Origin of the sequence: Microbacterium sp. KUDC0406 (genome assembly GCF_021582875.1) — a bacterium.
Taxonomy (GTDB): domain Bacteria; phylum Actinomycetota; class Actinomycetes; order Actinomycetales; family Microbacteriaceae; genus Microbacterium.
This window is the reverse complement of record NZ_CP091138.1, coordinates 1,111,772-1,138,232: the sequence shown is the minus strand read 5'-3', so window position 1 is coordinate 1,138,232 and position 26,461 is coordinate 1,111,772. Positions and strand designations below refer to the sequence as shown.

Here is a 26,461-nt window from a genome sequence, read left to right as displayed (position 1 = left end):
TCGTCGCGCAGTTGGTTACGGCGCTTCGACAGGCTCAGCGACCCAGCGGGTGGGAGCGGGCGACGCTTCGACAGACTCAACGGGTGGGAGCGGGCGACGCTTCGACAGGCTCAGCGACCCAGACTCGCTCAACCGATCGCAGTGCCCACCGAGCCGATCACGGACTCGAGGGGCTGACCTGACGCGTCGCGCTTCGCGCCGGACTCGGGCAGTTGACGCGCAGCGCCGTCGGTGCCGAGCGCACGGGGCTCTGTACCCACCCAGGCGAGCCGCAGCCGGTCTTCGCCCTTCAGGAAGGCGTGCGCACGGACACCGCCGGTCGCCCGCCCCTTGCCGGGGAACTCGGAGAACAGCGAGACCTTCGCGCGGCCGTTGTCGGTGCCGGCCAGCATCCCCTCGGCCCCCGAGACGGTCACCACGACCGCATCCTCCGGTGAGGACACCACAGTGAATGAGATGACCTCGGCGCCGGCGCCGAGCTTGATACCCGCCATGCCGGCTGCCGGCGCGCCCTGTGGACGGACGCCGGATGCGGCGAAGTGCAGCAGCTGCGCATCGGAGGTCACGAAGACGAGCTCTGCATCCTCCGGCGCCGGCGCGGCGCCCACGACGGCGTCCTTCGGCTTGAGACCGATGATCTCGAGCTCCGGCCGCACGGGAAGCGCCGAGGGGACGACGCGCTTGACCACGCCGTCCTTCGTGCCGAGCGCGACGGGCGTGTCGTCGTCGAACCGGATCAGCGCGAGCACGCGCTCGGACCGGTCCGTGATGCCCAGATAGTCGGCGATCCGCACGCCGGCACCCAGGCCGACCGAGGTCGCGGGCACAGCGGGGATGTCCACCGGCGTGAACCTCACGACCCGGCCCGCGCTGGTGACCGCGCCGATCTCGCTGCGCGTGGTGGTATCCAGGCGCGCGATGATGCCGTCGTGCTTGCTGCGCCTCGCAGGAGTCGCGATCGTCGCGCCCGGCTCGAGGTCCACGCGCACGGCACGGCCGGTCGTGGAGAGCAGCACGGTCGTCGGGGCATCCGCGATCTGCAGCTCTGCGGCCGACTTGGCGGAGCGCTGCTTCGGCGGTGCCGCGTTGAGCAGCAGGGTGCGCCGCGGTGTGCCGAAGGTCTCGGCCACGGCATCCAGCTCCTGCGCGACCTGTGCGCGCAGGAGCGCGGGATCGCCGAGCAGTGTCTCGAGTTCGGCGATCTCGGCCATGAGCTTGTCGCGCTCGGTCTCGAGCTCGAGACGGGAGAACTTCGTCAGCCGGCGCAGCCGCAGTTCGAGGATGTACTCGGCCTGGATCTCGTCGAGGTCGAACACCTGCTGCAGGCGGGCGCGCGCGGTCTCGGAGTCGTCGGAGGAGCGGATGACCTGGATGACCTCGTCGATGTCGAGGATGGCCAGCAGGAGGCCGCGCACCAGGTGCAGACGCTCGTTGCGGCGGGCCAGTCGGTACTGGCTGCGCCGGGTGACGACCTCGATGCGGTGCGCCAGGTAGACGCGCAGCAGCTCCTTGAGGCCGAGCGTGCGCGGCTGCCCCTCCACCAGCGCGACGTTGTTGATCGAGAACGAGTCCTCGAGCGGGGTCAGCCGGAACAGCTGCTCCAGCACGGCCGCCGGGTCGAAGCCCGTCTTCACCGAGATGACCAGGCGCAGACCGTTCTTGCGGTCGGTGAGGTCCTGCACATCGCTGATGCCCTGGAGCTTCTTCGCGTTCACCGCGTCCTTGAGCTTCGCGATCACACGCTCCGGGCCGACCTGATACGGCAGCTCCGTGACGACGATGCCCGTCCTGCGCGGACCGAGCGACTCGATAGACGTCTTCGCGCGGAGCTTGAACGCGCCGCGGCCGGTCATGTACGCGTCCTTGACGCCGTCCAGCCCCATCAGGATGCCGCCGGACGGGAAGTCCGGACCCGGCACGAACTCCATCAGTTCCTCTGTCGAGGCATCCGGGTTCTCGAGCAGATGCGTGGCGGCGGCGACCACCTCGATGAGGTTGTGCGGCGCCATGTTGGTGGCCATGCCGACCGCGATGCCGCTCGCCCCGTTGACGAGCAGGTTCGGGAACGCCGCCGGCAGCACGGCGGGCTGCTGGAACTGGCCGTCGTAGTTGGGTACGAAGTCGACGACGTCCTCGTCGAGGCTCTCGGTCATCGAAAGGGCGGATGCCGCGAGCCGTGCCTCGGTGTACCGCGACGCCGCTGGTCCGTCATCGAGCGAGCCGAAGTTGCCGTGGCCGTCGACCAGGGGCACCCGCAGAGCGAAGTCCTGGGCGAGGCGCACCAGTGCGTCGTAGATCGCCGAGTCGCCGTGCGGATGCAGCTTTCCCATCACCTCGCCCACGACGCGGGCGCTCTTGACGTGACCGCGGTCGGGGCGCAGCCCCATCTCGGCCATCTGGTAGAGGATGCGTCGCTGGACGGGCTTCATGCCGTCGCGGGCGTCGGGCAGAGCGCGCGAGTAGATCACCGAGTACGCGTACTCCAGGAAGGAACCCTGCATCTCCTGCGAGAGATCGATGTCCTGGATGCGCTCGTCGACCGGTTCGGGAGGAGTGGTTCGGGCCATGTTCTTTTCGGCTGTGACTTCCTGGACAACGAATTCAGCGTCGCCGCCTGTGGAAGACTGGCGGCGATGACTCTCATGCTACCGGCCGGGCCCGCGCAGGCGCGCAGCATCGCCGGGGTGGCGCCCGACCTGCTCGCCTCACTGCGCGGAGAGTCCGAGACGCTTCGTCCGGTCTCCTCGGCTGTGCTCGTGGTCGTGGACGGGCTGGGGGCGATACCGTTGCGCGCGCACGCGGGGCACGCCAGGACGCTGACGGCGGCGATGGCGAAGAAGGACACCGCGGCATCCGTCTTCCCCACGACGACCGCCGCAGCGCTGACCACGCTGCTGACCGGCGAGATGCCCGGAGTGCACGGCCTCGTCGGCTACCGCGTCCGTCATCCGGATCGAGACGTGCTGGTCAATCAGCTCACCGAATGGGAGAGCGCCGGGGTCGATCCGCTCACCTGGCAGGCGCAGCCGACCGTGTTCGAGCGGGCCGTCGCCGCCGGGCACCCCGCGTTCGCGGTCGGCTTCGCCGGTCACGCCCACAGCGGGTTCACGCACGCCACGCTGCGCGGGGCCGCCTTCGTGCCCGCGGGGCGTCCCGCCGAGCGGGTTGCGTCGGCCTGGGATCTCGCGGAGCGGAACCCCGGCGCTCTGGTGTACTGCTACCTGCCCGAGACGGACAAAGCCGGCCACAAGCACGGTGTGGACTCGGCCGAGTGGGTGGCGGCTCTCGAGGACGTCGATGCGGCGCTGCGTCTTCCGGCACCTCCCGGCGTCGGCGTGCTGGTCACCGCCGATCACGGAATGGTCGACGTGCCCGCACATCGACAGGTCGTCCTGGACGAGGCCGACGGCTGGCACGACGGAGTCCGGCACATCGGGGGAGAGCCCCGGATGCTGCACGTCTACCTCGAGCCGGATGCTCCTGCACCCGGCATCCTGGCACGCTGGCGCCGCGACCTGGAGGGGCTCGCGGACGTGCTCACCCGTGATGACGCCGTTGCTGCAGGGCTGTTCGGGCCCGCGGTCTCCGCCGCCGCCGCCTCCCGCATCGGCGACATCCTCGTGATCGCGCGCGGCAACAGGGCAGTCTACGACGGCGCGGCCGAGGATCAGCGAGGGCGCACGATGATCGGTCAGCACGGTGCGCTCACGCCGGAGGAGTGGCAGGTGCCGTATCTCAGGCTCGGCGGCTACGCCGGCTGATCACTCGTCGGTGCGCGCGCCGAAGACGATCTCGTCCCAGGAGGGCATCGAGTTGCGCCGCCGACGACGCGCGGCGCCGTCCTGATCCGGCTGCTCCGCGGGTGCATCGGGGGCATCGTCCTCGTCCAGGGACTCGAACAGCGCGATCGGACCGGTCTCGTTCTCGTTCTCGACGTCATCGAGCGCCGGGGCCGTCTCGCGCTGACCTCGCCGGCGGCGAAGGGCCTCGAGCAGATCGGCGGTCTCGGCGCTGGTCTGGGAGTCGGCGGGAGCGTGCCGAGCCGCGGCATCCTGCACTGCGGCCGATGCTCGGCCGGCCGGAGCCTCGTCCTCATCGATCTCGGCGATCTCCGGTGCAGGGACCAGACGCGGACCGAAGGCGCCGGAGTCGAAGCGCGAGTCGTCCTTGTACGGCGACACCTTCTCGGTCTCCACGGCGCGCAGGCGCGGGATGAGTCCCTCGGGGAGGGAGCCCTGACGGGAGAGCTGGGTGGCGTCCGCATTCAGCGGGGACAGCAGGCTGCGGCGGGGATCGAAGCTCCAGCGCGCATCGTGCTCGACCTCTTCCGACACGAAGGCGAGCTTGACCACCCACCCGGACTCGTCCTTCCAGCTCGCCCAGCGCTCGTCCGTCGCCTGTGCGTCGGCCAGCTTCGCCCTCACGGCGGAGCCGAATGTGGGCTGCGCGTCGGGCTCGACCTCGCTGCCGATGAGCACGGGAACCGCGAGCGCCTGACCGATGATGTGCTCGCGCTCGGCGAGCACAGGACCCTCGAAGCGCTCCACGTCCGACACGCTCACGCCGAGGAGTTCCGCCACCTCGGCGGCGGAGAGTCCGGCGCGGATCTGGGTCTGGATGTCGCGCGGGCTGGCGGCGAGCCGCGCGGGCGCGGCATCGGCATCCCGGGACGCGCGACGGATCTCGCGATGCAGGAGATCATCGATGGGCAGCGCGAAGCGCTCGCCCGATTCGGTGGCGAGCACGAGCACGCCCGATTCAGCGCCGACGATGGTGACGTTTTCCATGCGAATGCCCCTCAGGATGGGTGTGCGTTCATGGTGTCACGGCGCACGCATAGCCCCTGGGAATACCGTGGGCGCGCCGTGAGTTTTCCCGGTCGCGTCCCCGGATATTTGCGAAATCATCCGAGGTCGTGCAAACTATGGCCGCCGCACACCCGACGGTGACCCCGCACACCACTGTGAAAGTTGAGATCTCCCGCATGGCAACCGACTACGACGCGCCCCGCAAGAGCGAAGACGACTCCTCCGAGTCGATCGAAGCCCTGAAGGAGCGCGTGCCGGATAATCGTGCCGGCTCCAGCAACGACGAGGACTCGGACAACCCCGGGTTCGAACTCGCCGGCGCGGACCTGTCTGATGTCGAGCTCGACGTCGTCGTGCTCCCCGCTCAGCAGGACGAGTTCACCTGCATGAGCTGCTTCCTCGTGAAGCACCGCTCGCAGCTGGACCACGAGGGCCCCGAGGGCCCCATCTGCAAGGAATGCGCTGCCTGACCGCTGTACGTCCTTCGCGCCCCGATCGTCAGATCGGGGCGCGTTCTGTTTCCTGACGCGCCGCGCGGATCGCCGCAGCGAGGCGGTCGGGGGTCCGTGACGAGAGGGTCCAGACCCGGTGCGGGTCGTCGGGGTCGGTGAGCGGCACGACCACCACTCCGTCGATGCCGCCGCGCAGCAGGTGCCATCCGTCGTGGGGCAGCTCCGGTCCGCGTGCGCGGCGGGCGTCGTCACCCGTTCGCGGCGAGGCGCCTGCGAGCCAGCGCACGTCGATGTGCGCGCGTCCTGCACGCAGCACGGTGCCGTCCACCTCGATCACCGGGGAGAGCAGGATGCTGGCGATCACGAGCAGCAGCGAGACGGTCCCGCCGAGCGCGAGTGCGAGCGTCGCCCCGACCGGGACGAACACCAGCGCGACCATCGGACCGGCCAGCGCGATCGTGATCAGCATCCACAGGCTCGGTGCGAGGCGCTCCCGGTAGCGGGGACGTGCGGCGGGGGTGTTCATCTGCATTAGCCTCGTCAGGTGACCGAATCCGTGGACATCCCCATTATCGCCGCCCAGGCGCCCGGCTATGCGCATCCCGGTGACGCCGGGGCCGATCTCGTCGCCGCCGAGGCGGTCCGGCTGGAGCCGGGGGAGCGGGCGCTGGTCGGCACCGGAGTGCGCATCGCCCTGCCCGAGGGGTATGCGGCCTTCGTCGTGCCGCGCAGCGGACTGGCGGCGAAGCACGGCATCACCGTGGTGAACTCGCCCGGCACGGTCGACGCCGGCTACCGGGGCGAGATCAGAGTGAGCCTGCTGAACACGGACAGCCGGAGCGCGTACGATGTGGCGGTCGGAGACCGCATCGCGCAGCTGATCGTCATGCCCGTGGCGCGCGCGAACTTCATCCCGATGGACGAGCTGCCCGAGAGCGTCCGCGGAGACGGCGGCTTCGGATCCACCGGGTACACCCAGGGAGAACGATGACTGAGAACAATGAGCAGGAGCTCAGCGCGGACATGCTGAAGTCCGCCCCCGCCGACCGGGCGACCGCCGGTCCCTTCGATGACTCCGAGGCGAACCCGGTCCGGCCCTACATCGATCTCGGCGGCATCAAGGTGCTGCCGCGCGAGGGCCTGAATCTGCGCCTCGAGGTCGAGGAGCAGTCCAAGCGCATCGTCGCCGTCGGTCTCGACTACGCCGATTCGTCTCTTCAGGTGCAGCCGTTCGCCGCACCGCGCACCCGCGGCCTGTGGGACGAGACGCGCGTGCAGCTGCGTGATCAGATCCGCTCCCAGGGCGGCCGTGCGGAGGAGCGCGAGGGCACCCTCGGCAAGGAGCTGCTCGCCGAGGTCCCGGGCACAGCGGCCGAGGGCTCTGGCCTGCGCCTGGCCCGCTTCGTCGGCGTCGACGGCCCGCGCTGGTTCCTGCGCGGGGTCATCGGCGGAGCCGGCGGCATCCGATCCCGAGGCCGCGGAGCAGATCGAGGACCTGTTCCGCTCGATCGTCGTGGTCCGCGGTGCGTCGCCGATGCCTCCCCGCGACCTGATCCCGCTCCGGATGCCCTCGACTCCGGGCTCGGCGTGAGCGACGCCGCAGACCAGGACGACCCGCAGCAGCCCGCACCCGATGCGCTGAGCACCGCGTTCGGCGATGCGGCCCGCCGGATGGGGCTCGACGCCGATCAGAGCACCAGCACGGGTCATGTCGTCTGGCGCGCCATGGGCGGATGGCGGGGGATCGTCGAGTCCGTCCTCCCCGGGCTCGTCTTCGTCGTGGTCTACACGCTGAAGCCGGAGCCGCTGTGGATCTCCCTGGTCGGCTCGGTCGGACTCGCCGCGGTGTTCACGGCGGTCCGGCTGATACAGCGGTCTCCGTCGGGAGCCGCCTTCGGGGGGCTGATCGCCGCCGGTGCCGCCGCGGCGCTCGCGCTGTGGACCGGGCGCGGCGAGGACAACTTCGTCCCCGGTTTCATCACCAACTCGCTGTACGGAACGGCGTACCTGATCTCCGCTCTGATCGGCTGGTCGCTGATCGGGCTGATCGTCGGCTATCTCATGGGAGACGGCCTCGCCTGGCGCAGCGACCGGCGCAGGAGACGCACCTTCTTCTGGCTCGGCATCGCGTGGGCCGCCGTGTTCTTCGCGCGTCTCGCCGTGCAGCTGCCGCTCTACTTCGCCGGTGACGTCGCGCTGCTCGGCACGCTCAAGATCGTGATGGGGCTCCCACTGTTCGCCCCGCTCGTCGCCGTGACCTGGCTCGTCGCCAGAGCCCTCTATCCGCAGGGGCGGCAGGTCGGCGCGGCAGACGAGAGCGCCTCCGAATAGTGCTAGATTTATCTTGACATCAAGATAAATCTCACGCTTCCGCGAATGCGCGCGGCGGCGCAGACTGGTAAGGCCCGCCTTGCTAGCCATCGCGTATGCACGGCGAGCAAGATGGAGTCGCCTGTCGCTCCCATCCCATTAGAAGGAGACGGATACGTGTCCACGGTGAACAGCTTCGGTGCGAAGAGCACCCTGACGGTCGGCAGCACCGACTACGAGATCTTCCGGATCGACACCGTCGCCGGGCACGAGAAGCTCCCGTTCAGCCTGAAGGTGCTGCTCGAGAACCTGCTCCGCACCGAGGACGGCAAGAACGTCACCGAAGGCGCAGATCGAGGCGTTGGGCTCGTGGGACGCCACGGCCGAGCCGAACACCGAGATCCAGTTCACGCCCGCGCGCGTGCTCATGCAGGACTTCACCGGCGTGCCGTGCATCGTCGACCTCGCCACGATGCGCGAGGCCGTCACCGCGCTCGGCGGCGACCCGAGCAGGATCAACCCGCTCTCGCCGGCCGAGATGGTCATCGACCACTCGGTCATCGCCGACCTGTTCGGCACCGAGAACGCCCTGCAGCGCAACGTCGAGATCGAGTACGAGCGCAACGGCGAGCGCTATCAGTTCCTGCGCTGGGGCCAGACCGCGTTCGACGACTTCAAGGTCGTCCCTCCGGGGACCGGCATCGTGCACCAGGTGAACATCGAGCACCTGGCCAAGGTCGTCTACGACCGCACCGTCGACGGCGTGCTGCGGGCCTACCCGGACACCCTCGTCGGCACCGACTCGCACACCACGATGGTCAATGGCCTGGGCGTGCTGGGCTGGGGCGTCGGCGGTATCGAGGCGGAGGCCGCGATGCTCGGCCAGCCCGTGTCCATGCTCATCCCGCGTGTTGTGGGCTTCAAGCTCACCGGTGAGATCCCCGCCGGCGTCACGGCCACCGACGTCGTGCTCACGATCACCGACATGCTGCGCAAGCACGGCGTCGTCGGCAAGTTCGTCGAGTTCTACGGCGCGGGCGTGGCCTCCGTGCCGCTCGCCAACCGAGCCACCATCGGCAACATGTCGCCGGAGTTCGGATCGACCGTCGGCGATCTTCCCGGTCGACGAGGTCACCCTCGACTACCTGCGCCTCACCGGTCGCACCGACGAGGCCGTCGCCCTCGTCGAGAGCTATGCCAAGGAGCAGGGTCTCTGGCACGACGCCGCGAACGAGCCGGTGTTCAGCGAGTACCTCGAACTCGATCTCGGCACTGTGGTGCCCTCGATCGCCGGCCCGAAGCGCCCGCAGGACCGCATCCTGCTGTCCGAGGCGAAGGAGCAGTTCGAGAAGGACATCCTGAACTACGCCACGCCGAGCACGTCCGACGACATCGTCGATCTCGAGTCGAAGCACTCGTTCCCGGCATCCGACCCCGGTCAGGTCCCCGGGGACGAGGTGACGAGCACGCGCCCCGTGCACATCAGCAGTGGCGCCCCGGCGCACGCGTCGAAGCCCGTGCCGGTCACCTCGCCCGCCGGTGACGACTACATCCTCGACAACGGTGCCGTGACGCTTGCCGCGATCACGTCGTGCACGAACACGTCGAACCCGTCGGTGATGGTCGCCGCCGGTCTGGTTGCCCGGAAGGCGCTGCAGAAGGGTCTCAAGCAGAAGCCGTGGGTGAAGACCACCCTCGCGCCCGGCTCGAAGGTCGTCACCGACTACTACGAGAAGTCGGGCCTGACCGCCGACCTCGAAGGACTGGGCTTCTACACGGTGGGCTACGGCTGCACGGTGTGCATCGGAAACTCGGGTCCGCTGATCGACGAGGTCTCGGCCGCCGTCAACGAGCACGACCTGGCCGTGACCGCGGTGCTCTCCGGCAACCGCAACTTCGAGGGCCGCATCAGCCCCGACGTGAAGATGAACTACCTGGCCTCGCCGCCGCTGGTGATCGCGTACGCGCTGGCCGGATCGATGCACTTCGACTTCGACAACGACGCGCTCGGACAGGACACCGAGGGCAACGACGTCTTCCTGAAGGACATCTGGCCGACCTCCGAAGAGGTGCAGGAGATCATCGACTCGTCGATCTCGCGCGAGCAGTTCATCAACCAGTACGCCACCGTCTTCGACGGCGACGAGCGCTGGACCAGCCTGCCGACCCCGACCGGCCCGATCTTCGAGTGGGACGACGACTCGACCTACGTGCGCAAGGCGCCGTACTTCGACGGAATGACCATGGAGCTCACCCCGGTCGCCGACATCACCGGCGCGCGCGTGATGGCCGCCCTCGGCGACTCGGTCACGACCGACCACATCTCGCCCGCCGGTGCCATCAAGCCCGGCACCCCGGCGGCGCAGTACCTGACCGAGCACGGGGTGGACCGCAAGGACTTCAACTCCTTCGGTTCGCGTCGAGGCAACCACGAGGTGATGATCCGCGGCACGTTCGCGAACATCCGCCTGAAGAACACCATGGTCAAGGCCGTCAACGACGGTCAGCAGATCGAGGGCGGCTTCACGCGCGACTTCACCCAGCCGGGCGGTCCCCAGGCGTACATCTACGACGCGAGCATGAACTACCAGGCGCAGGACATCCCGCTCGTGGTGTTCGGCGGCAAGGAGTACGGCTCGGGCTCGTCCCGCGACTGGGCGGCCAAGGGCACCACGCTGCTGGGCGTCAAGGCGGTCATCGCGGAGAGCTTCGAGCGCATCCACCGCTCGAACCTCATCGGCATGGGCGTCGTGCCGCTGCAGTTCCCCGAGGGCAAGTCCTGGGAGGATCTGGGTCTGGACGGCACCGAGGTCATCTCGATCACCGGACTGACCGAGCTGAACGAGGGCACCACGCCGAAGACCGTCAAGGTCACCGCCACCCCGAGCGAGTACTCGCCGGAGGGCAAGCAGCCCGTCGAGTTCGACGCCGTGGTGCGCATCGACACCCCGGGTGAGGCGGACTACTACCGCAACGGCGGCATCCTGCAGTACGTGCTGCGTTCGCTGGTCTGATCGAAGGAACATGCGCGGGGCTCGGACGGTTCGCCGTCCGAGCCCCGTCGCGTCCCGGCCCGCATTCAGGTCGGCGGATAGAATGAGAGGCGTTCTGCGCCGCCGCGCGGAACACCACACGAGTCGAAGAGGAGCGTCGATGCCGATCCTGCCGAGCATCACCGGACCCCGGGATCTCGATCGACTCTCACCAGCCCAGCTGAACGAGCTGGCCGCCGAGATCCGCACCTTCCTCATCGAGAACGTCGCCAGAACCGGCGGTCATCTGGGGCCGAACCTCGGCGTCGTCGAACTGACGATCGCCCTGCATCGCGTGTTCTCGTCGCCCGACGATCCGATCATCTTCGACACCGGGCACCAGTCCTACGTGCACAAGCTGCTCACCGGCCGCCAGGACTTCAGCGAACTGCGTTCGCGAGGGGGCCTCGCCGGCTATCCGCAGCGCTCCGAGAGCGCGCACGACGTCGTGGAGTCCTCGCACGCCTCCAGTTCGCTGAGCTGGGCGGACGGTGTCTCCCGTGCACTGACCGCCACCGGGCGTGCGGATCGTCACGTGGTGGCGGTGGTCGGTGACGGTGCGCTCACGGGCGGGATGACCTGGGAGGCGCTGAACAACATCTCCGACGACAACGACCGCAATCTGGTCATCGTCGTCAACGACAACGGCCGATCCTATGCGCCGACGATCGGCGGGATGTCGCGCTATCTGAACCGGGTCCGCACAGCCGCTGCGTATCGCGATCTGCATCACAGGTCGGACCGGCTGTTCCGGTCCTTCGGCCCGTTCGGCCGTGCGCTGTTCCGGGGCGTCCGCGGCGGCACTCACGGGTTCCTGAGCCGGTTCACGAACAACGCGGCGCTGTACTCCAATCTCGACATCAAGTACCTCGGCCCGATCGACGGCCACGACATCGCCGCTCTGCAGGAGACGCTGCGGCTGGCGAAGGGATTCGGCGCGCCGGTCATCGTGCACGTCATCACCGAGAAGGGGCGCGGCTACCAGCCTGCCCTCGACGACGACGCGGACCAGTTCCACTCGGTCGGGCGCATCGACCCGAAGACCGGCGGTTCGCTGGCGAAGTCGGCCGGTCACGCCTGGACGGACGTCTTCGCCGACGCGCTGGTCGACGTCGGCTCCCGCCACGACGACGTCATCGCGATGACGGCAGCGATGCTGCGCCCCACCGGGCTCGCGCGGTTCGCCGAGCGCTTCCCGGATCGCGTCTACGACGTGGGGATCGCCGAGCAGCACGCCGTCGCCTCCGCCGCGGGGCTGGCGTACGGCGGTCTGCATCCCGTGGTCGCGATCTACGCGACGTTCATGGGCCGCGCGCTCGACCAGGTGCTGATGGACGTCGGACTGCACAGGGCCGGCGTCACGTTCGTGCTCGATCGCGCAGGAGTGACCGGCCCCGACGGTCCCAGCCACCACGGCATCTGGGACCTCTCCATGCTGCAGATCGTCCCCGGCATCCGCATCGCCGCGCCGCGGGACGGCACCCGCCTGCGGGAGGTGCTGGAGGAGGCCGTCACGGTCGACGACGCCCCGACCGTGATCCGTTACCCCAAGGGGGCCGTCCCCGACGACATCCCCGCACTCGAGCGTCTGCACGACGGCGTCGACGTGCTGTCCCGGGACGAGACCGAGGATGTGCTGCTGATCGGCATCGGCCCGTTCGCATCGGTGGCGCTGGACGTCGCGCAGCGGCTGCGCGCGCAGGGGATCGGTGCGACCGTCATCGACCCGCGCTGGGCGATTCCCGTGCAGCCGTCGATCGTGGAGCTCGCCGCCCGGCACCGCCTCGTGATCACGATGGAGGACGGCATCCGGGTGGGCGGCATCGGCACGCGGGTGCGGCAGGTGCTGCGCGAGGCCGGCATCGACACCGCGGTGGACGAGCTCGGCGTGCCGGATGCGTACATCGATCACGCCTCGCGGGAGCAGATCCTCGAGGACGCAGGGCTCACGGCGCCCAGGATCGCGCACGACGTCGTCGCCCAGGTGCTGGGAAGGCGCGTGCCGATGGCCCGTCAGGCCGGCGAGACCGGTGCGATCGAGCTGCCGCTCAATCCGAACCTGCGCTGAGGACGAGTCCGCGCGGGGAGCGGGAGGCGGTGCCGCTCACACCGGAGGTTCGACGGGCAGCACCACGGGGGCCGCGTCCGGCCGCTTCGCCTCGACATTGTCGCCGGAGGACTGGTGGCGCAGTCGGCGCAGCACCCAGGGGACGAGGTGCTCGCGCGCCCAGCCGATGTCCTCGGCGCGTGCCTCGCGCCAGGTGCGCACCGGCACGGGGTCGGGCTGCATGGCCTGCAGGTCGTTCGGCACGTTCAGCGCGCGCAGCACCATCCGCGCGATCTCGTGATGGCCGAGTGCGTTGTAGTGCAGCCGGTCGTCATCGAAGAATCGCGGATCCTGCACGACCTTGAGCGCCCACTGGTCCGCGACGATGCAGTCGTACCTGTCGGCGATCGCGCGGACGTTCTCGTTGTAGATGGCGACCTTGCCGCGGAACGGACGGAACACCGGGGTGAAGCCGGTGTCGATTCCGGTGAACAGCACCACCGCCGCACCGCTGGCCGAGAGCCTGGCGACAGCGCCCTCCAGCTGGGTCGCGATGTCGTCGGGGTCGGTGCCGGGGCGGATGACGTCGTTGCCGCCGGCGCAGATCGAGATGAGGTCGGGCTTGAGTGCGACGGCCGGCTCGATCTGGTCGGCGACGATCTGGGCGATGAGCTTGCCGCGCACAGCCAGGTTGGCGTAGGCGAAGTCGTCGGAGTCCTGTGCGAGCACCTCGGCGACGCGATCCGCCCAGCCGCGGTGCCCGCCGGGGAGGTGCGGGTCGGGGTCGCCGATGCCCTCGGTGAACGAGTCGCCGATCGCGACGAATCGGTGCCAGGGGTGGACGCCCTCGTTGGCGATGTACGGGGTGCGGGACGATTCCTGATCGGCCATCGAACTCTCCTTCACGCGGAGCGCGACCGGGATGCCGAGCGCGCCGCATGAGAGCCTATCGCGTGCGCCGAGGATGTCCCCGGCCTCGACTATCGTTGAGGCGATGCTCTCCCCGTCCTTCCCCCAGCGCGCCCCGTGGGGAACAGCGGACAAGCTCCGAGCCTGGCAGCGGGAGGCACTGGAGGACTACTTCCAGAGGGATCAGCGCGACTACCTGGTCGCCGCCACCCCCGGCGCGGGCAAGACGACGTTCGCCCTGACCCTGGCCGTCGAGCTGCTGCGCATGGGCGAGGTGAACCGGGTGATCGTGGTCGCTCCGACCGAGCACCTGAAGACCCAGTGGGCGGATGCGGCGGCACGTGTGCACATCCGTCTCGACCCGCGGTTCCGGAACAGCCACTGGGCACCGGCACGGCACTACCACGGCGTGGTCGTCACCTATGCGCAGGTCGCGGCGAAGTCCTCCGTGCACCGGCACCTCACCGAGGATGCGAAGACCCTCGTCATCCTCGACGAGGTGCACCACGGCGGCGACGCATTGAGCTGGGGCGACGCGATCCGCGACGCCTACGGGCCGGCCGAGCGGCGGCTGCTGCTCTCGGGCACGCCGTTCCGCAGCGACACCGCGCCGATTCCGTTCGTCGAGTACCACCCCGACGACTCCGGATCACGCGTGTCGGTGACCGACTACCGGTACGGCTACGGCCGTGCTCTGGCCGACGGCGTCGTGCGCCCGGTGCTGTTCCACATGTACTCCGGGAAGATGACCTGGCGCACCAGTGCCGGCGACGAGCTCGAGGCGCATCTCGGTCAGGACAACACCAAGGACATCACCTCCCAGGCCTGGCGCACGGCGCTCGACCCCGAGGGGTCGTGGATGCCGGCGGTGCTCTCCGCCGCGGATCGCCGGCTCACCGAGATCCGCCATCATGTGCCGGATGCCGGTGGTCTGGTGCTCGCCACGGATCAGACCGTGGCCCGTGCCTACGCGAAGATCCTGCACGGCCTGACGGGGGAGCACCCCACGGTCGTGCTCTCCGACGATGCCTCGGCATCGGAGCGGATCGAGAAGTTCAGCGACAACGACCGGCGCTGGATGGTGGCGGTGCGCATGGTGTCCGAAGGAGTGGACGTGCCGCGGCTCGCAGTCGGCGTCTATGCGACCTCGTCCTCCACGCCGCTGTTCTTCGCGCAGGCGATCGGCCGCTTCGTGCGCGCGCGGCGACGCGGCGAGGCCGCCAGCGTCTTCCTGCCCAACGTGCCGGTGCTGATGACGCTCGCGAACGAGATGGAGCGGCAGCGCGACCACGCGCTCGACCGCAGGGACAAGGACGACGACGGCCTCGACGACTCGCTGCTGGAGAGCGCGAATCGCGAGGACGAGGCATCCGACGCGCTCACCCAGGAGTTCAGCTATCAGGCGATCTCGTCGATCGCGCACTTCGACCGGGTGGTCTTCGAGGGCAAGGACTTCGGCCAGCTCGCCGAACCGGGCACCCCGGAGGAGGAGGAGTTCATCGGCCTGCCCGGCCTGCTCGAGCCGGAGCACGTGCATGAGCTCCTCATGCAGCGCAGCGCCCGTCAGTCCAAGCTGCGCGAGGCCAGGGAGGCCTCCCAGGGGCCGGAGACGACCACCACGCTCCCTGCTCCGCTGCACCGCACGCTGCGCGAGCAGCGCCAGCTGCTGAACAGCCTGGTCGGGCTGTACGCCAGGCAGAGCGGCGAGCCGCACGGGGCGGTGCACGCCGAACTGCGGCGGGTGTGCGGCGGACCTGCGGTCGCGCAGGCGACGGTGACGCAGCTGCAGGCGCGCATCGAGGTGCTGCGCAAGCGGGTTCGCTCCTGATCGCGGAGCCCGTCGGAGACTCAGCGACGTGCGGGGCCGCTTCGGCTGCCCGAAATGCTCCGAATCCTCGGTTCCGTGGGGTTCCGCGATGCCGGCGCCGATAGCGTGGGGTGTTCCCGCTCGACCGGAGGTTCCATGACCGCGCCCGCACCAGCGCCCACAGACGCCGACCGGAAACGCTGGGCGCGCTATCTCGTCGAGGAGCGCGCCGAAGGAGCCGTGTACGAACGGCTCGCCGGCCGGCGCATCGGGGAGGAGCGCGAGATCCTGCTGTCGCTCGCTGATGCCGAGCGCAGGCACGAGCAGCACTGGCTCGACCTGCTGGGCGAGGAGCCGGCGAGACTGCCGCGCGCGGGAATCCGATCCCGGATGCTCGGGTGGATGGCGAACAGGTTCGGCTCGATCTTCGTGCTCGCGCTGGCGCAGTCGGCGGAGGCACGCTCGCCGTACGACACCGAGGCGTACGCCACACCGGCGATGCGTGCCGACGAGAAGGTGCACCACGAGGTCGTCCGCGGTCTGGCCGCGCGCGGTCGGCGGAGGCTGTCCGGTTCGTTCCGGGCCGCGGTCTTCGGCGCGAACGACGGCCTGGTGTCGAACCTCGCCCTGGTGCTCGGCATCGGCGCGACGGGGGTGAGCGCCGGATTCGTGCTGTTCAGCGGCATCGCAGGGCTGCTTGCGGGCGCGCTGTCGATGGGCGCCGGTGAGTTCGTCTCCGTGCGGTCCCAGCGCGAGCTGCTCGCCGCCACCGAGGACAACGACGACGCGGATGCGACGGCCGCCGACCTCGACATCGATGCGAACGAGCTCGCACTCGTCTACCGGGCGCGGGGCATGGAGCACGACGAGGCGCTGGCCCGGGCGGAGCGGATCGTCCGCGCGGCCCAGGCCGGCGCGCGCCGCTCGGCGACCGGCCCGATCGGAACCCACGCCGCACGGGAGGACCACGAGATCGTCGGCAGCGCGTGGTCGGCCGCGCTCTCGAGCTTCCTGCTGTTCGCGTCGGGAGCGATCATCCCCGTGCTGCCCTGGATCTTCGGGCTGCAGGGATCGGCCGCGATCGTGACCGCGTTGGTGCTCGTCGGCATCGCGCTGCTCAGCACGGGCGCGATGGTCGGCATCCTCTCGGGCGGACCGCCGCTGCGCCGTGGCCTGAGGCAGCTCGCCATCGGCTTCGGGGCAGCCGCTGTCACGTATGTGCTCGGTCTGCTGTTCGGCGTCGGCGTGGCCTGACGTCCTGGTCGGCTCACCCGCACCGGATGAGCCGGCGCGCAGCCGGGGATCACGGGTGCCACCATGGCGCCATGATGACCAACAACGGCTCCATCTCGCCGGCGCAGTACGGGCCGGTCGAGCTGAATGTGATCTCCCTCGCGTCTCCATCCCCGTCGCCGGGGCTGCTGCACGCCCTCGCCGCGCAGATCCGAGCGGGCGTCGTGCGCCTGCTCGACTTCGTCGTGGTGTCCAAGAGCGAGAGCGGCGCGGTGAAGTACGAGGAGATCGACGTCGAGGCGTACGAGCTCGCCGATCTCGTGGTGCACCTTCCCGGCCTCGCCGGCGAGGATGACCTGCAGGCTCTTGCCGAAGGGATCCCTGCCGGCGGCGCGGCAGCCGTCGTCGCCCTCGAACTCCTCTGGGCGCGAGAGCTCGCCGAGCAGCTCGCGGGGGACGGCAGCGTCGTCATCGCGACGGAGCGCATTCCCGCGCCCGTCGTCAATACCATCGTCGGAATGGCCTCGGACGACTAGTCCGGGCAGAGGAGGATCATCATGATCAGACGTGTGGGACGCCCCGGTCTCGTCGGGCTCGCCGCGCGGACGGCCGTCGTGGCCGGCACCGCGAACGCCATGGAGAACCGTCAGATGAATCGGCGGGCGGCAGCGGCCGAGCAGCAGCAGGCCGCGGACGCCTTCCAGCAGCAGCAGATGGAGCAGGCCGCGCAGGCAGCGGTGGCTGCCCAGGCGGCGGTCGCGCCCGCGGTTCCGGCTCCTGTCGCGGCTGCGCCCGCGGCCGCTCCCGTCGATGTGACCGCCGAGCTGCTCAAGCTCGCGGACCTGCACAACGCGGGTGCGCTCACCGATGAGGAATTCGCGGCGGCGAAGTCGAAGCTGCTCAGCTGAACCGCAACGCGCGAAGCGCGAGGCGCGAGGCGGTCAGGTGAACAGCCGTACCGCCTCGCGTCGCGACGCGACTCCGAGCTTGCGATAGATCGCCCGCTGATGCGTCTTGACCGTGTTGATGGAGACTCCCATCGCATCGGCGATCTCCTGCATCGTCCTGGTGCTGCGCAGCTGGGCGAACACGTCGCGTTCGCGGTCGGACAGCGACTGCAGCGGACCACTCGCCTCACGGACCGTGAGGCAGCCGGTGAGGAACTGATCGTGTGACGTGCCCCAGGCCAACTGCTCGGTCAGCAGCTGGCGGGCGTCGAGTCCGGCGGCGGCGAACGGACGGCGCAGCTGCTCGGGCGCAGCGACTTCGAGCGCCTCCTCCACGAGCACTCGCGCCGGCGAGCGACGATCCTCGCGCCACAGCAGCACCGCCTCCGCGAGCAGCCGGGAGACGCGCACGTACGAGATGGCGTCGTAGGCTTCGAGCCGGCGCAGCATCTGCTCGGCCGTCCGCGGGTGCCCTGCACGTGAGGCGATTCCTGCGAGAACCACCGTGATGAGGGGGAGGTCCGTCGCGTTCTCGTACTTCGCGACGATCTTCAGCGCCAGCTCGCGTCGTCCTGCGGCCTCATTGAGCGTCGCGAAGGCGGCATGCCGGAACGACTGCCACTCGATTCCCTGCAGTGTCTCGGTCGGCAGACCCTGAACCTCACGCGCGGCCCGCTGGCACGCCTGCGGATCGCGCGAGGCTGCGGCGGCGAACGCCAGGACCAGGCGTGCGGCACCGGGGAACGAGATCGCCGCGCCGCCGCTGCGGATGGCGCGCTGCGCAGCAGCGATGGCCTGCTCCTGGTCGTCGCGCCAGTAGGCGGCGAAGGCGGCGGCGGTCGCCGCGCTGCCGCCTGCGTAGCTCGCCCACGAGCCTTCGTCGACGAGCTCCAGACGCTGGGCCAGCACGTCATCGGCCTCGCGCAACCTTCCGGCCCAGGCCAGCGAGTGCGCGAGGTGACCGAGCGATCGTCGCGCGAGGGTGTGATCCCCCGCCGCGGCGGCATCGGTGGCGGCGGTGGAGAAGAACTGGACCATGAGAGCGGGGGAGGTGCGGCAGCGAAGCTCGCTCCAGCCCAGCAGATACTGCAGAGCGGCACGGTCGCCCAGCTCCACCCTGTCCGGCGCCTCCAGCTGGGCGCGTACCGCGGCTCCGGCTTCGATCAGCTCGGCACGATCATCGAGCAGGAAGAGCCGCGCCCGCGCCCGCAGCTCTTCGAGATCTGTGGCCGGTTCGTGTCCGGCGGCGCTCGCCTCGGCGCGCGCCCAGAGCATCCTCGCGACATCGCGATGACCGATCACATCCTGCACACAGGCCCGGATCGTCAGGATGCGGGGATCGTCGCCGAAGGGGAGGGGCAGTGCCGCGCACCAGCGGTCCAGAGAACCCGCCTCGGAGCCGACCACGAGCCGGGGCCAGCGCGCGAGGATCGTCTGCACCGCTGCATCCGTGTCGTCGGCCCGCATCCAGTACCTGGCGGACGTGAGCGGATCCGTGGTCGCCAGGTGCATCGCGACGGCCCGGAGGATCGTACGACGAGCGTCCGGGTCGTGCTGCTCCAGGATGCGATCGCACTGCCGTGAGATCACGTCGTGCCAGCGGTACAGCGGGCCGCTCGGCGTCTCGAAGCGATCGAGGAACAGGCCCATGGTCGCGCAGCGCTCGAGAAGTTCTCCGGCGTCCGCGTTCCCGGTGATCGCCGTGGCGAGTTCCGACGTCAGCATCCCGCACAGAGCCGTACTGCGGACGAACTCCTCGATGTCGTCGGGAAGCGCCCCGAGCACATGCTCGTCGATGTAGCGCCGCAGGACGGTGTCTTGGCCTTCCCCGGCGCCATCGGGCCTGGCACCGGCCACCTGCATGGCACGCACGGCGATCGGCCAGCCTCCCGTCTCGCCCAGAACCGCCTCCGCGGTGAACGGCTGCTGTCCCGGGGGCTGGAGGCGCTCGATCTCGGCGACGTCGAAGGCGAGATCACCCGACCGGATCACCGCGCCCGGCGACTGCAGCACGAGCCGGCTCAAGGCGATCTCGACGTAGCTGGTGCCGACGACGACGACACGGAGCGACTCACAGGCGCCCTCGAGAAGCGCGCCGAGCAGACCGGTGCTCAGCCCGTCCTCCGCGCGGTGCGCATCGTCGATCACGAGGTGGATCGGCTCGTCCAGGTCGACCAGCGCCTCGTCGATCAGGTCGAAGGACGCGGACGGGCTCAGCCCTCCGGCGTCGAAGGACAGCAGCCCGGCCAGATCGGGAGCGCCGGTGGAGCGCGCGAGCGCCTGCAGCGCCAGGAGCGCACTCGCGCCCAGATGCCCGCCGTCGACATCGAACGGGCCGAGGGTCAGCCAGGCCACTCGTCCTTCGTGCGTCGCTGCCCACTCGGCCGCGACCGACGTCTTGCCGTACCCACTCGGTGCGATCACGAGAGTGGTCGGATGGGCGGTTGTCTTCGCCTCCAGGATGTCCGTCAACCGCGGGCGCGACAACTGGCCGCTCTGCGGGTTCGGCGGACGGAAACGATAGGAGCGCAGCGATGCGCCGGCGGGGGAGACCATCGACACCGATGCTATCGGGCGCCGCCGTCCTTCCTGGACGCGACGATGGACAGTGCCTCGGCCAGCGAATCGCCGATTCTCGGACGCACAGGAATGACGTTGCCCCCGCCGACCCGCGCACCCACCCCGGTGGCATCCAGCTGGTCCTGCAGTCGTCTGCCGACGCCGGAGAGCATCAGGGTCGCGCCGTGTGCGGCGAGCTCATCGGCGTAGTCGCGCACCATGGTCAGGAACGTGACGCCGAGTTCCTCGGAGCCGCGCAGCCGGATGATCACCGTCGCGCCGCCGGACTGATCGGTCGGCGTGGGGAGCTGGGCGCGGAACGCCTGCGCAGCGGCGAAGAACAGACTTCCGTACGGCGACAGGACGACGACCTCATCGCCCGGGAGGACCGCGGGCGGCGACACCTCGAGCGGTCGTCCGCCGGGCTCATCGAACTGCCAGCGAACGATGCGCACGCGGTTCGACTGCCGGGCGATGTGCAGCACGACCGAGAGACCGACGCCGGCGAGCACCGCGTACTGCAGCGGGATGAGCAGGGTCAGCACGAAGGTCACCAGGAACACGGAGATCTGCGTCGGGCCGGTGCGCCAGACCAGCAGCACCTGATGGATCTTCAGGGTGCGGACGCCCACGAGGATGAGCAGTCCAGCCAGGGCGGGCATCGCGATGTACTCGATGAGCGGCCCGAACGCGAGCAGCGTGAGGATCATGACGATACCGGCTGTCAGGTTCGCCAAGGCGGTCTTCGCTCCGGCCGCTCTGACCAGCGAGGTGGCGGACATGGAGCCGCCGACGGGCATCCCGCGCAGCAGCCCGGAGGCGATGTTGGCGATGCCCTGTCCACGGAAGTCCGCCGAGGCGTCCGGATATCTGCCGTCCGGGTTCGGGATCGCCCCGGAGATTGCGGCACCCTGCACCAGGCCGACCAGCGCGATCGAGACACCGGGAACGATCAGCGCTCCGATCAGGCCGAGATCAGGGACGACGGGCACGGGCAGGGAGCGGGTGACCTCGGCGATGTCGCCGATCGTGGCGACGTCGTCGGAGGAGAGCACCAGGGCGAGCAGCGACCCCGCGATCACCGCGACGACGAGGGCGAGTGCGCCCAGCGGCGTTCGCTCGAGCAGCAGGATCAGCACGATCGTGACGGCTCCGACGAGCACGGTGGGCCAGCTGAACTGCGGAATCGACAGCACGGTGTCGAAGAGCCGCGTGATGCGGTTCGCTCCCGTGCTCTCGAATCCGGTGATGTTGTCGAGCTGGCCGAGGATGATGTTGATCGCGACGGCGTTCATGAATCCGATCAGGACCGCGCTGGGGATGAATCGCACCAGGCTTCCCAGGCGGGCGATGCCCAGGCCCAGCATCACGATTCCGGCGATCAGGGTCAGCATCGCCATCGCGCCGGCGCCGTCGTCGCCCCGTACCTCCGGAACATCGCCGATGATCACCGCCATCGCGCCGGTGGCCTGCACCGTCATGAACACGGAGCCGGTGGTGAGCGCGCCGCCGAGTGTGCCCAGCATGTAGCCGTACAGCCCGTAGAGCGGGCTCACACCAGCCAGCACGCCGGCCGCCAGTCCGTCGGGGACGCTCTCGACGCCGAGCGCGACGCCCGCTCTGATGTCGCCTCCGACGGTGCTCCGGTCACCAAAGCGGGCGGTCCAGCGGCGCAGTGCGGAGCGGATGCTCATGACACGATTCCCTCCAGGGCGCGGGTGAGCTGCAGGAAGCCGATGAGCATCAGCAGACCGGCGCTGATGTAGCCGTTGTTGTTCATCACCCACGTGCGCATGCGGCCGACGAAGGGTGCGTCCGCTCCGCGCAGCCACAGTACGAGCACGGGAGCGATCACCGGCAGCGCGGCGGCGACCACGAACCCCATGGCGATGCCGATCGCGCTCTGGTGGGAGATGTCCGCGTCGAGCAGGCTCAGTGCCGTCGCGATCAGCAGCGACATGTTCACGGGGTTGAAGACGAAGACGGTGATGCCCAGCGCGAACGAATGCAGCATGCTGTAGTGGTCGACGTCACGGAGCAGACCGGGCAGCTGCGGGGTGGCGGCGGTCAATTCGTCCGGCGTGCGAGCGGCGCCCATCCGCACCAGGATCCCGTGGGAGCGGCGGTAGGTCCAGACGGAGGCCCCGATGCAGAGCAGGCCGATCAGGGCGTGCAGGACGACGCCGGTGAGTCCGCCGCCGTAACCGTATCCGTCGCCGACGCCCAGCCAGCCCAGCAGCAGGGTCCACAGCAGCAGGCTGCCGCCGGTGGCCAGCACCCAGCCGATCGCGAACGCCGTGCCGTTGCGGCGGGCGTGCGTGGAGACGAGGATGCCGAGCAGCGCCATCACCGAGATGGGGCTGACCATGACCCCGAGAGCGATCGGCAGCAGCTGCCAGATGACGGTGATCACCGCACGGCATCCTCTTCCTGCGCGACCTCAGCGGCTGTCGCCGCGAGGGTGGCGTCCGCGTCCGCCGGGTCGGAGACCGCCTGTTCTGCGGCCGACGCGGTGCCTGCCGGCCGGCGGAGCACCTCCAGCAGCAGCAGAGCGACGAGGACGGCGACGACGGTCCAGACGACCGATCCGATGCTCACGGGCCGGGTCAGCAGCAGGATCGTCACAGCCAGCGCGATCACGATCACGATGATCGCCGGACGCCAGCGGTCCAGCGCCGCGCCGAAGCCCCTGGTGTTCAGCCCGCTGCGGTCCGCGCTCTCCCGCGCCTTGGCGAACACGGCGTTGCCGGAGGTGCGCAGCGCCGTCGCGGGGCGGGAGCGGCCGGTGATCCATGCGCCGACAACGATGAACGCCGACAGCACCATGAGCGCAGCGAGCACGGACTGCATCATCTCGGTCACCTGCGCGAAGAGCACCTGTGCGGTGCCCGACGGCATGATCGACGGGCTGACGGTCCCGATGAAGAACAGCCGGCCGATGCCGAAGCCCGCGCTGAGCGAGAGGAACGACACGAACAGTCCGATGCCGGTCAGCAGCAGTGTGCGCGAGCGGTTGCGTGCCAGGGCGATCCCTGCGGCCAGCAGCGCGAGCACGACCCAGGGCAGCCAGTAGCCGGCGGCGATCGCGACCTGGTACAGGGTGCGCACGAGGGTGAAGGAATCCGCCGGTGACGAGCGGGATCGACTTGTCTATCGAGGGAATCGAGTCGGCGAAGCCGAATCCGTTCTCCTTCAGCTGCGTCTTGATCCTGTCGATCAGCGTTCCGAGGTCGAGCGAGATGGTGCCGTCGTCCGACAGCGTGAGCGCGGTTCCGGGCTGCCCCTGGACGATCGCGATCGCGCGGGAGTGCGTCTCACGCAGCGCCGTCTCCCAGATGTCCGAGAACGCGTCGGAGGCGACGAGCCTGTCCACCGTCGTGCTGATCACGGAACGGATCCCGTCCGCGGCGGGGGCCTGCAGGAGTCCGATCGCGGCCTGTGCGCGCGGCGGCAGATCGAGGCTCTTCAGTCCGTCTGCGAGATCGGCGACCATCCCGTCGATGTCGACGTTGTCCTCGATCGCGGTCACCGCCTGGTCGGCGACGAACGCCTGCACCTGCGGATCATCCGCCAGCGGCGCGAACGTGGCCACGAAGCGATCGGTGTCCACGAGTTCGAGTCGCGCCCAGGTGCCGAGCACGGCGACCGGTGCCAGCAGGATCGCGAGCACGAGCGCCACCGCCGAGAGGATGCTGCGGGTCGGATTCCGCCGGCGCCTCACGGCCGGCGGCTCGGCGCGGAGCCCGTCGTTCTCGGCTTCGAGCTCCGCCACGCGGCGACGCAGATCGTCCAGCTCGTCATTGTCAGCCATGCGAATCCTCCCGTGACCCGACCGGCGCTGCGCCGGTACACCGACATCCTGCCGGAGTGCGGGGTGCCGTCAGAAGAGGTTCATCCTGGAAGGGTGAACGTGTCGGCGGGCCGGATGCGAAGAAGGCCCGGATCCTCCGGGATCCGGGCCTTCTCATTCTGTGCGCGAGGGGGACTTGAACCCCCACGCCCTTATCGGGCACTAGCACCTCAAGCTAGCGCGTCTACCTATTCCGCCACCCGCGCAAGGTGGGTTTTCGGCTGTCTCCAACCGAAGATCGAGATTAGCACGTTCCGGTGGCGGGGACGAACCAGGGCGCGCCCCGGGCGCGCCCCTCGACTTCGATAGCCTGGAGCCATGTCCTCCACGCCGCTGCCCGAGGTCGCGCGCATCGCCCGCGACCTGATCCGCATCGACACGTCGAACTGGGGTGGCGGCAAAGCCAACGGCGAGCGGGAGGCGGCTGAGTACGTCGGCGCCCACCTGGAGTCCCTCGGCCTGGAGCCGGAGTACTTCGAGCCGATCCCGCGACGCACCAACGTGATGGCCCGCGTCCCCGGTCGTGATCGCAGCCGCCCGGCGCTGGTCGTGCACGGCCACCTCGATGTCGTCCCCGCGGTGGCGGACGACTGGAGCGTCGACCCGTTCGCCGGTGAAATCCGCGACGGCATGCTGTGGGGCCGCGGGGCCGTGGACATGAAGAACATGGACGCGATGATCCTGGCATCCGTCGGGGACCTGCTCCGGGCGGGCGAGCAGCCGGAGCGCGATCTCGTGCTCGCGTTCTTCGCCGATGAGGAGAACGGCGGCGTCGAGGGCTCCGCGCTCGTCGTGAAGGAGCGCCCGGAGTGGTTCGCCGGCGCGACCGAGGCGATCAGCGAGGTCGGCGGCTACTCGATCACCGTCGACGACCGCCGCGCCTACCTGCTTCAGGTGGGGGAGAAGGCCCTGATCTGGATCCGGCTCGTCGCGCGGGGACGTGCCGGACACGGCAGCCGGCTGCATCCGGAGAACTCTCTCACACGGCTCTCCGAGGCGGTCGCGACCATCGGGCGGACCCGCTGGCCGATCCGCCTCACGCCGACCACGGAGGCGCTGCTGGCGCGACTGTCCGATCTGACCGGACGGAGCGCCGACGACCCCGATGCGCTGGCCGCCGCGGCGGGTCCGGCCGAGGCGTTCCTCGCCTCCACATTCCGCACCACCGCCAACCCGACGGTGCTGCAGGCGGGGTACAAGCACAACGTCATTCCTGAGCGCGCGGAGGCCCTGATCGACGTCCGGACGCTTCCGGGCACAGAGGACGAGGTGCTCGCAGAGCTGCAGAGTCTCGTCGGCGACGACATCGAGATCGAGATCGTGGTGCGCGACATCGGCATGGAGACGCCGTTCCGGGGGGAGCTGGTCGAGGCGATGGTCGCCGCCCTCGGCGCGCACGACCCCGGTGTGCCGGTGATCCCGTATCTGCTCGGCGCGGGCACCGACAACAAGGCACTCGCCTCGATCGGCATCACGGGCTACGGCTTCGCGCCGCTGCAGCTGCCCGCCGACCTGGACTTCACCGGGATGTTCCACGGAGTCGACGAGCGGGTGCCCGTAGACTCACTGAGCTTCGGTCAGCGCGTGCTGGCCGACCTGTTCCGCACCTGCTGACCCGGCCACCACCGGGGCCGGCATCGCTCTGTCACGAAAGACCTGTGCATGCACCTGCTCGAAGCACTCCTCCTCGGCATCGTCCAGGGACTCACCGAGTTCCTGCCGATCTCCTCCAGTGCGCACCTGCGCATCGTGGGCACGTTCCTCGGCTCGGGCGAGGACCCGGGCGCGGCCTTCACCGCGATCACGCAGATCGGCACCGAGGCGGCCGTCGTCGTGTTCTTCTGGCGCGACATCGTGCGGATCATCAGGAGTTGGGCGCTGTCGCTCGCAGGGCGACTGCCGCGCAACGATCCGGATGCCCGGATGGGATGGCTGATCATCCTCGGCAGCATCCCGATCGTCGTGCTCGGGCTGCTGTTCCAGGATCAGATCGAGACCGTGCTGCGCTCGCTCTGGATCGTCGCCGTCATGCTGATCGTGTTCGGCATTCTGCTCGGCATCGCTGACCACGTCGGCGCGAAGCGCCGCACGCTCAACGAGCTGACCTACCCGCACGGCATCGCGTACGGCTTCGCACAGGCACTCGCACTCATTCCCGGCGTCTCGCGCTCCGGCGGCACGATCACGATGGGGCTCTTCCTCGGCTACGAGCGCGCCGCCGCCGCCCGTTATGCGTTCCTGCTGGCGATCCCGGCGGTGTTCGGCAGCGGCTTCTTCCAGCTCGCCAAGAGCTGGGATGCGCCGGGTCAGTACTTCACGATGCCCGAGACGATCGCGGCGACCGCGATCGCGTTCGTCGTCGCGCTCGGCGTCATCGCGTTCTTCATGAACTGGATCTCGAAGCGCAGCTTCCTGCCGTTCGTGATCTACCGCATCCTGCTCGGCGGCGTGCTCATCGTGCTGCTGGCCACCGGGACGATCGCGGCCTGACCGGATCGGCCGGGCCG

General features: G+C 69.6%; 19 protein-coding genes, 1 tRNA gene and 2 pseudogenes. 13 read left to right on the top strand and 9 right to left on the bottom strand.

Annotation, left to right across the window (positions count from 1 at the left end):
- Positions 1-128 precede the first annotated feature (128 nt).
- On the bottom strand, positions 129-2,567 hold the full coding sequence (locus L2X99_RS05780) for a DNA gyrase/topoisomerase IV subunit A (protein WP_236124624.1): 2,439 nt from the start codon (positions 2,565-2,567) through the stop codon (positions 129-131).
- Between the two features lie 66 nt (positions 2,568-2,633).
- On the opposite strand from L2X99_RS05780, the gene L2X99_RS05775 reads away from it, so the two are divergent.
- A complete protein-coding gene (locus L2X99_RS05775) occupies positions 2,634-3,761 on the top strand; it encodes an alkaline phosphatase family protein (protein WP_236135743.1) in 1,128 nt (375 codons plus the stop codon).
- Here L2X99_RS05775 and sepH read toward each other — a convergent pair whose 3' ends face one another.
- Positions 3,762-4,787 (bottom strand): septation protein SepH, encoded by a 1,026-nt coding sequence (sepH, locus tag L2X99_RS05770; RefSeq protein ID WP_236124625.1) that lies wholly within the window; start codon positions 4,785-4,787, stop codon positions 3,762-3,764.
- 197 nt (positions 4,788-4,984) lie between these two features.
- On the opposite strand from sepH, the gene L2X99_RS05765 reads away from it, so the two are divergent.
- Positions 4,985-5,278, top strand: a complete 294-nt coding sequence (locus tag L2X99_RS05765) for a DUF4193 domain-containing protein (protein ID WP_236124626.1) — start codon at positions 4,985-4,987, stop codon at positions 5,276-5,278.
- A 28-nt stretch (positions 5,279-5,306) separates the two neighbouring features.
- Here L2X99_RS05765 and L2X99_RS05760 read toward each other — a convergent pair whose 3' ends face one another.
- Positions 5,307-5,786, bottom strand: a complete 480-nt coding sequence (locus tag L2X99_RS05760; RefSeq protein WP_236124627.1) for a DUF3093 family protein — start codon at positions 5,784-5,786, stop codon at positions 5,307-5,309.
- Positions 5,787-5,804: 18 nt separating this feature from the next.
- On the opposite strand from L2X99_RS05760, the gene dut reads away from it, so the two are divergent.
- The 5 genes and pseudogenes from dut to dxs all read left to right on the top strand — a co-directional run bounded on the left by dut (position 5,805) and on the right by dxs (position 12,670).
- Positions 5,805-6,251, top strand: coding sequence for a dUTP diphosphatase (gene dut, locus L2X99_RS05755; protein WP_236124628.1), 447 nt, complete (start codon positions 5,805-5,807; stop codon positions 6,249-6,251).
- Positions 6,248-6,851: pseudogene (locus L2X99_RS05750) on the top strand (DUF3710 domain-containing protein). Before dut ends, L2X99_RS05750 begins: the two are co-directional and overlap by 4 nt.
- Entirely contained in the window at positions 6,848-7,591 is a 744-nt protein-coding gene (locus L2X99_RS05745; protein WP_236135912.1) for a DUF3159 domain-containing protein, read from the top strand. The pseudogene L2X99_RS05750 and the gene L2X99_RS05745 overlap by 4 nt, the downstream one beginning before the upstream one ends.
- Before the next feature lie 111 nt (positions 7,592-7,702).
- A pseudogene (gene acnA, locus L2X99_RS05740) lies at positions 7,703-10,584 on the top strand (aconitate hydratase AcnA).
- A 139-nt stretch (positions 10,585-10,723) separates the two neighbouring features.
- Positions 10,724-12,670: a 1-deoxy-D-xylulose-5-phosphate synthase gene (gene dxs / locus L2X99_RS05735; protein WP_236135742.1), complete on the top strand. Its 1,947-nt coding sequence runs from the start codon at positions 10,724-10,726 to the stop codon at positions 12,668-12,670.
- Between the two features lie 36 nt (positions 12,671-12,706).
- On the opposite strand, the gene L2X99_RS05730 is transcribed toward dxs, so the two are convergent.
- The gene (locus tag L2X99_RS05730) at positions 12,707-13,540 is read right to left on the bottom strand and encodes an SGNH/GDSL hydrolase family protein (RefSeq protein ID WP_236124630.1); all 834 of its coding nucleotides are present in this window, start codon (positions 13,538-13,540) and stop codon (positions 12,707-12,709) included.
- Positions 13,541-13,643: 103 nt separating this feature from the next.
- On the opposite strand from L2X99_RS05730, the gene L2X99_RS05725 reads away from it, so the two are divergent.
- From L2X99_RS05725 to L2X99_RS05710, 4 genes are all read left to right on the top strand, one after another.
- A complete protein-coding gene (locus L2X99_RS05725; protein WP_236124631.1) occupies positions 13,644-15,386 on the top strand; it encodes a DEAD/DEAH box helicase in 1,743 nt (580 codons plus the stop codon).
- A gap of 135 nt (positions 15,387-15,521) precedes the next feature.
- On the top strand, positions 15,522-16,619 hold the full coding sequence (locus tag L2X99_RS05720) for a VIT1/CCC1 transporter family protein (protein WP_236124632.1): 1,098 nt from the start codon (positions 15,522-15,524) through the stop codon (positions 16,617-16,619).
- Positions 16,620-16,690: 71 nt separating this feature from the next.
- The gene (locus L2X99_RS05715; protein WP_236124633.1) at positions 16,691-17,134 is read left to right on the top strand and encodes a DUF6325 family protein; all 444 of its coding nucleotides are present in this window, start codon (positions 16,691-16,693) and stop codon (positions 17,132-17,134) included.
- A 21-nt stretch (positions 17,135-17,155) separates the two neighbouring features.
- Positions 17,156-17,506: an SHOCT domain-containing protein gene (locus L2X99_RS05710; protein WP_236124634.1), complete on the top strand. Its 351-nt coding sequence runs from the start codon at positions 17,156-17,158 to the stop codon at positions 17,504-17,506.
- A 33-nt stretch (positions 17,507-17,539) separates the two neighbouring features.
- Here the strand turns inward: L2X99_RS05710 and L2X99_RS05705 are convergent, their stop codons facing one another.
- The 5 genes from L2X99_RS05705 to L2X99_RS05685 form a co-directional block, all read right to left on the bottom strand.
- Positions 17,540-20,101 carry a LuxR C-terminal-related transcriptional regulator gene (locus tag L2X99_RS05705; protein ID WP_236135741.1) on the bottom strand — a complete coding sequence of 854 codons (2,562 nt, stop codon included), beginning with the start codon at positions 20,099-20,101 and terminating at the stop codon, positions 17,540-17,542.
- An 11-nt stretch (positions 20,102-20,112) separates the two neighbouring features.
- The gene (locus tag L2X99_RS05700; RefSeq protein WP_236124637.1) at positions 20,113-21,798 is read right to left on the bottom strand and encodes a SulP family inorganic anion transporter; all 1,686 of its coding nucleotides are present in this window, start codon (positions 21,796-21,798) and stop codon (positions 20,113-20,115) included.
- Positions 21,795-22,517 carry a GAP family protein gene (locus L2X99_RS05695; RefSeq protein ID WP_236124638.1) on the bottom strand — a complete coding sequence of 241 codons (723 nt, stop codon included), beginning with the start codon at positions 22,515-22,517 and terminating at the stop codon, positions 21,795-21,797. The genes L2X99_RS05700 and L2X99_RS05695 overlap by 4 nt, the downstream gene beginning before the upstream one ends.
- Positions 22,514-23,212 (bottom strand): hypothetical protein, encoded by a 699-nt coding sequence (locus L2X99_RS05690; protein ID WP_236135740.1) that lies wholly within the window; start codon positions 23,210-23,212, stop codon positions 22,514-22,516. Before L2X99_RS05690 ends, L2X99_RS05695 begins: the two co-directional genes overlap by 4 nt.
- Before the next feature lie 863 nt (positions 23,213-24,075).
- Positions 24,076-24,161 (bottom strand) — tRNA-Leu (locus L2X99_RS05685).
- A 111-nt stretch (positions 24,162-24,272) separates the two neighbouring features.
- On the opposite strand from L2X99_RS05685, the gene L2X99_RS05680 reads away from it, so the two are divergent.
- Both L2X99_RS05680 and L2X99_RS05675 read left to right on the top strand, forming a co-directional pair.
- Entirely contained in the window at positions 24,273-25,568 is a 1,296-nt protein-coding gene (locus L2X99_RS05680) for a M20/M25/M40 family metallo-hydrolase (RefSeq protein ID WP_236135739.1), read from the top strand.
- Positions 25,569-25,616: 48 nt separating this feature from the next.
- Positions 25,617-26,444, top strand: a complete 828-nt coding sequence (locus tag L2X99_RS05675; protein WP_236124640.1) for an undecaprenyl-diphosphate phosphatase — start codon at positions 25,617-25,619, stop codon at positions 26,442-26,444.
- The last annotated feature ends 17 nt before the right edge of the window (positions 26,445-26,461 follow it).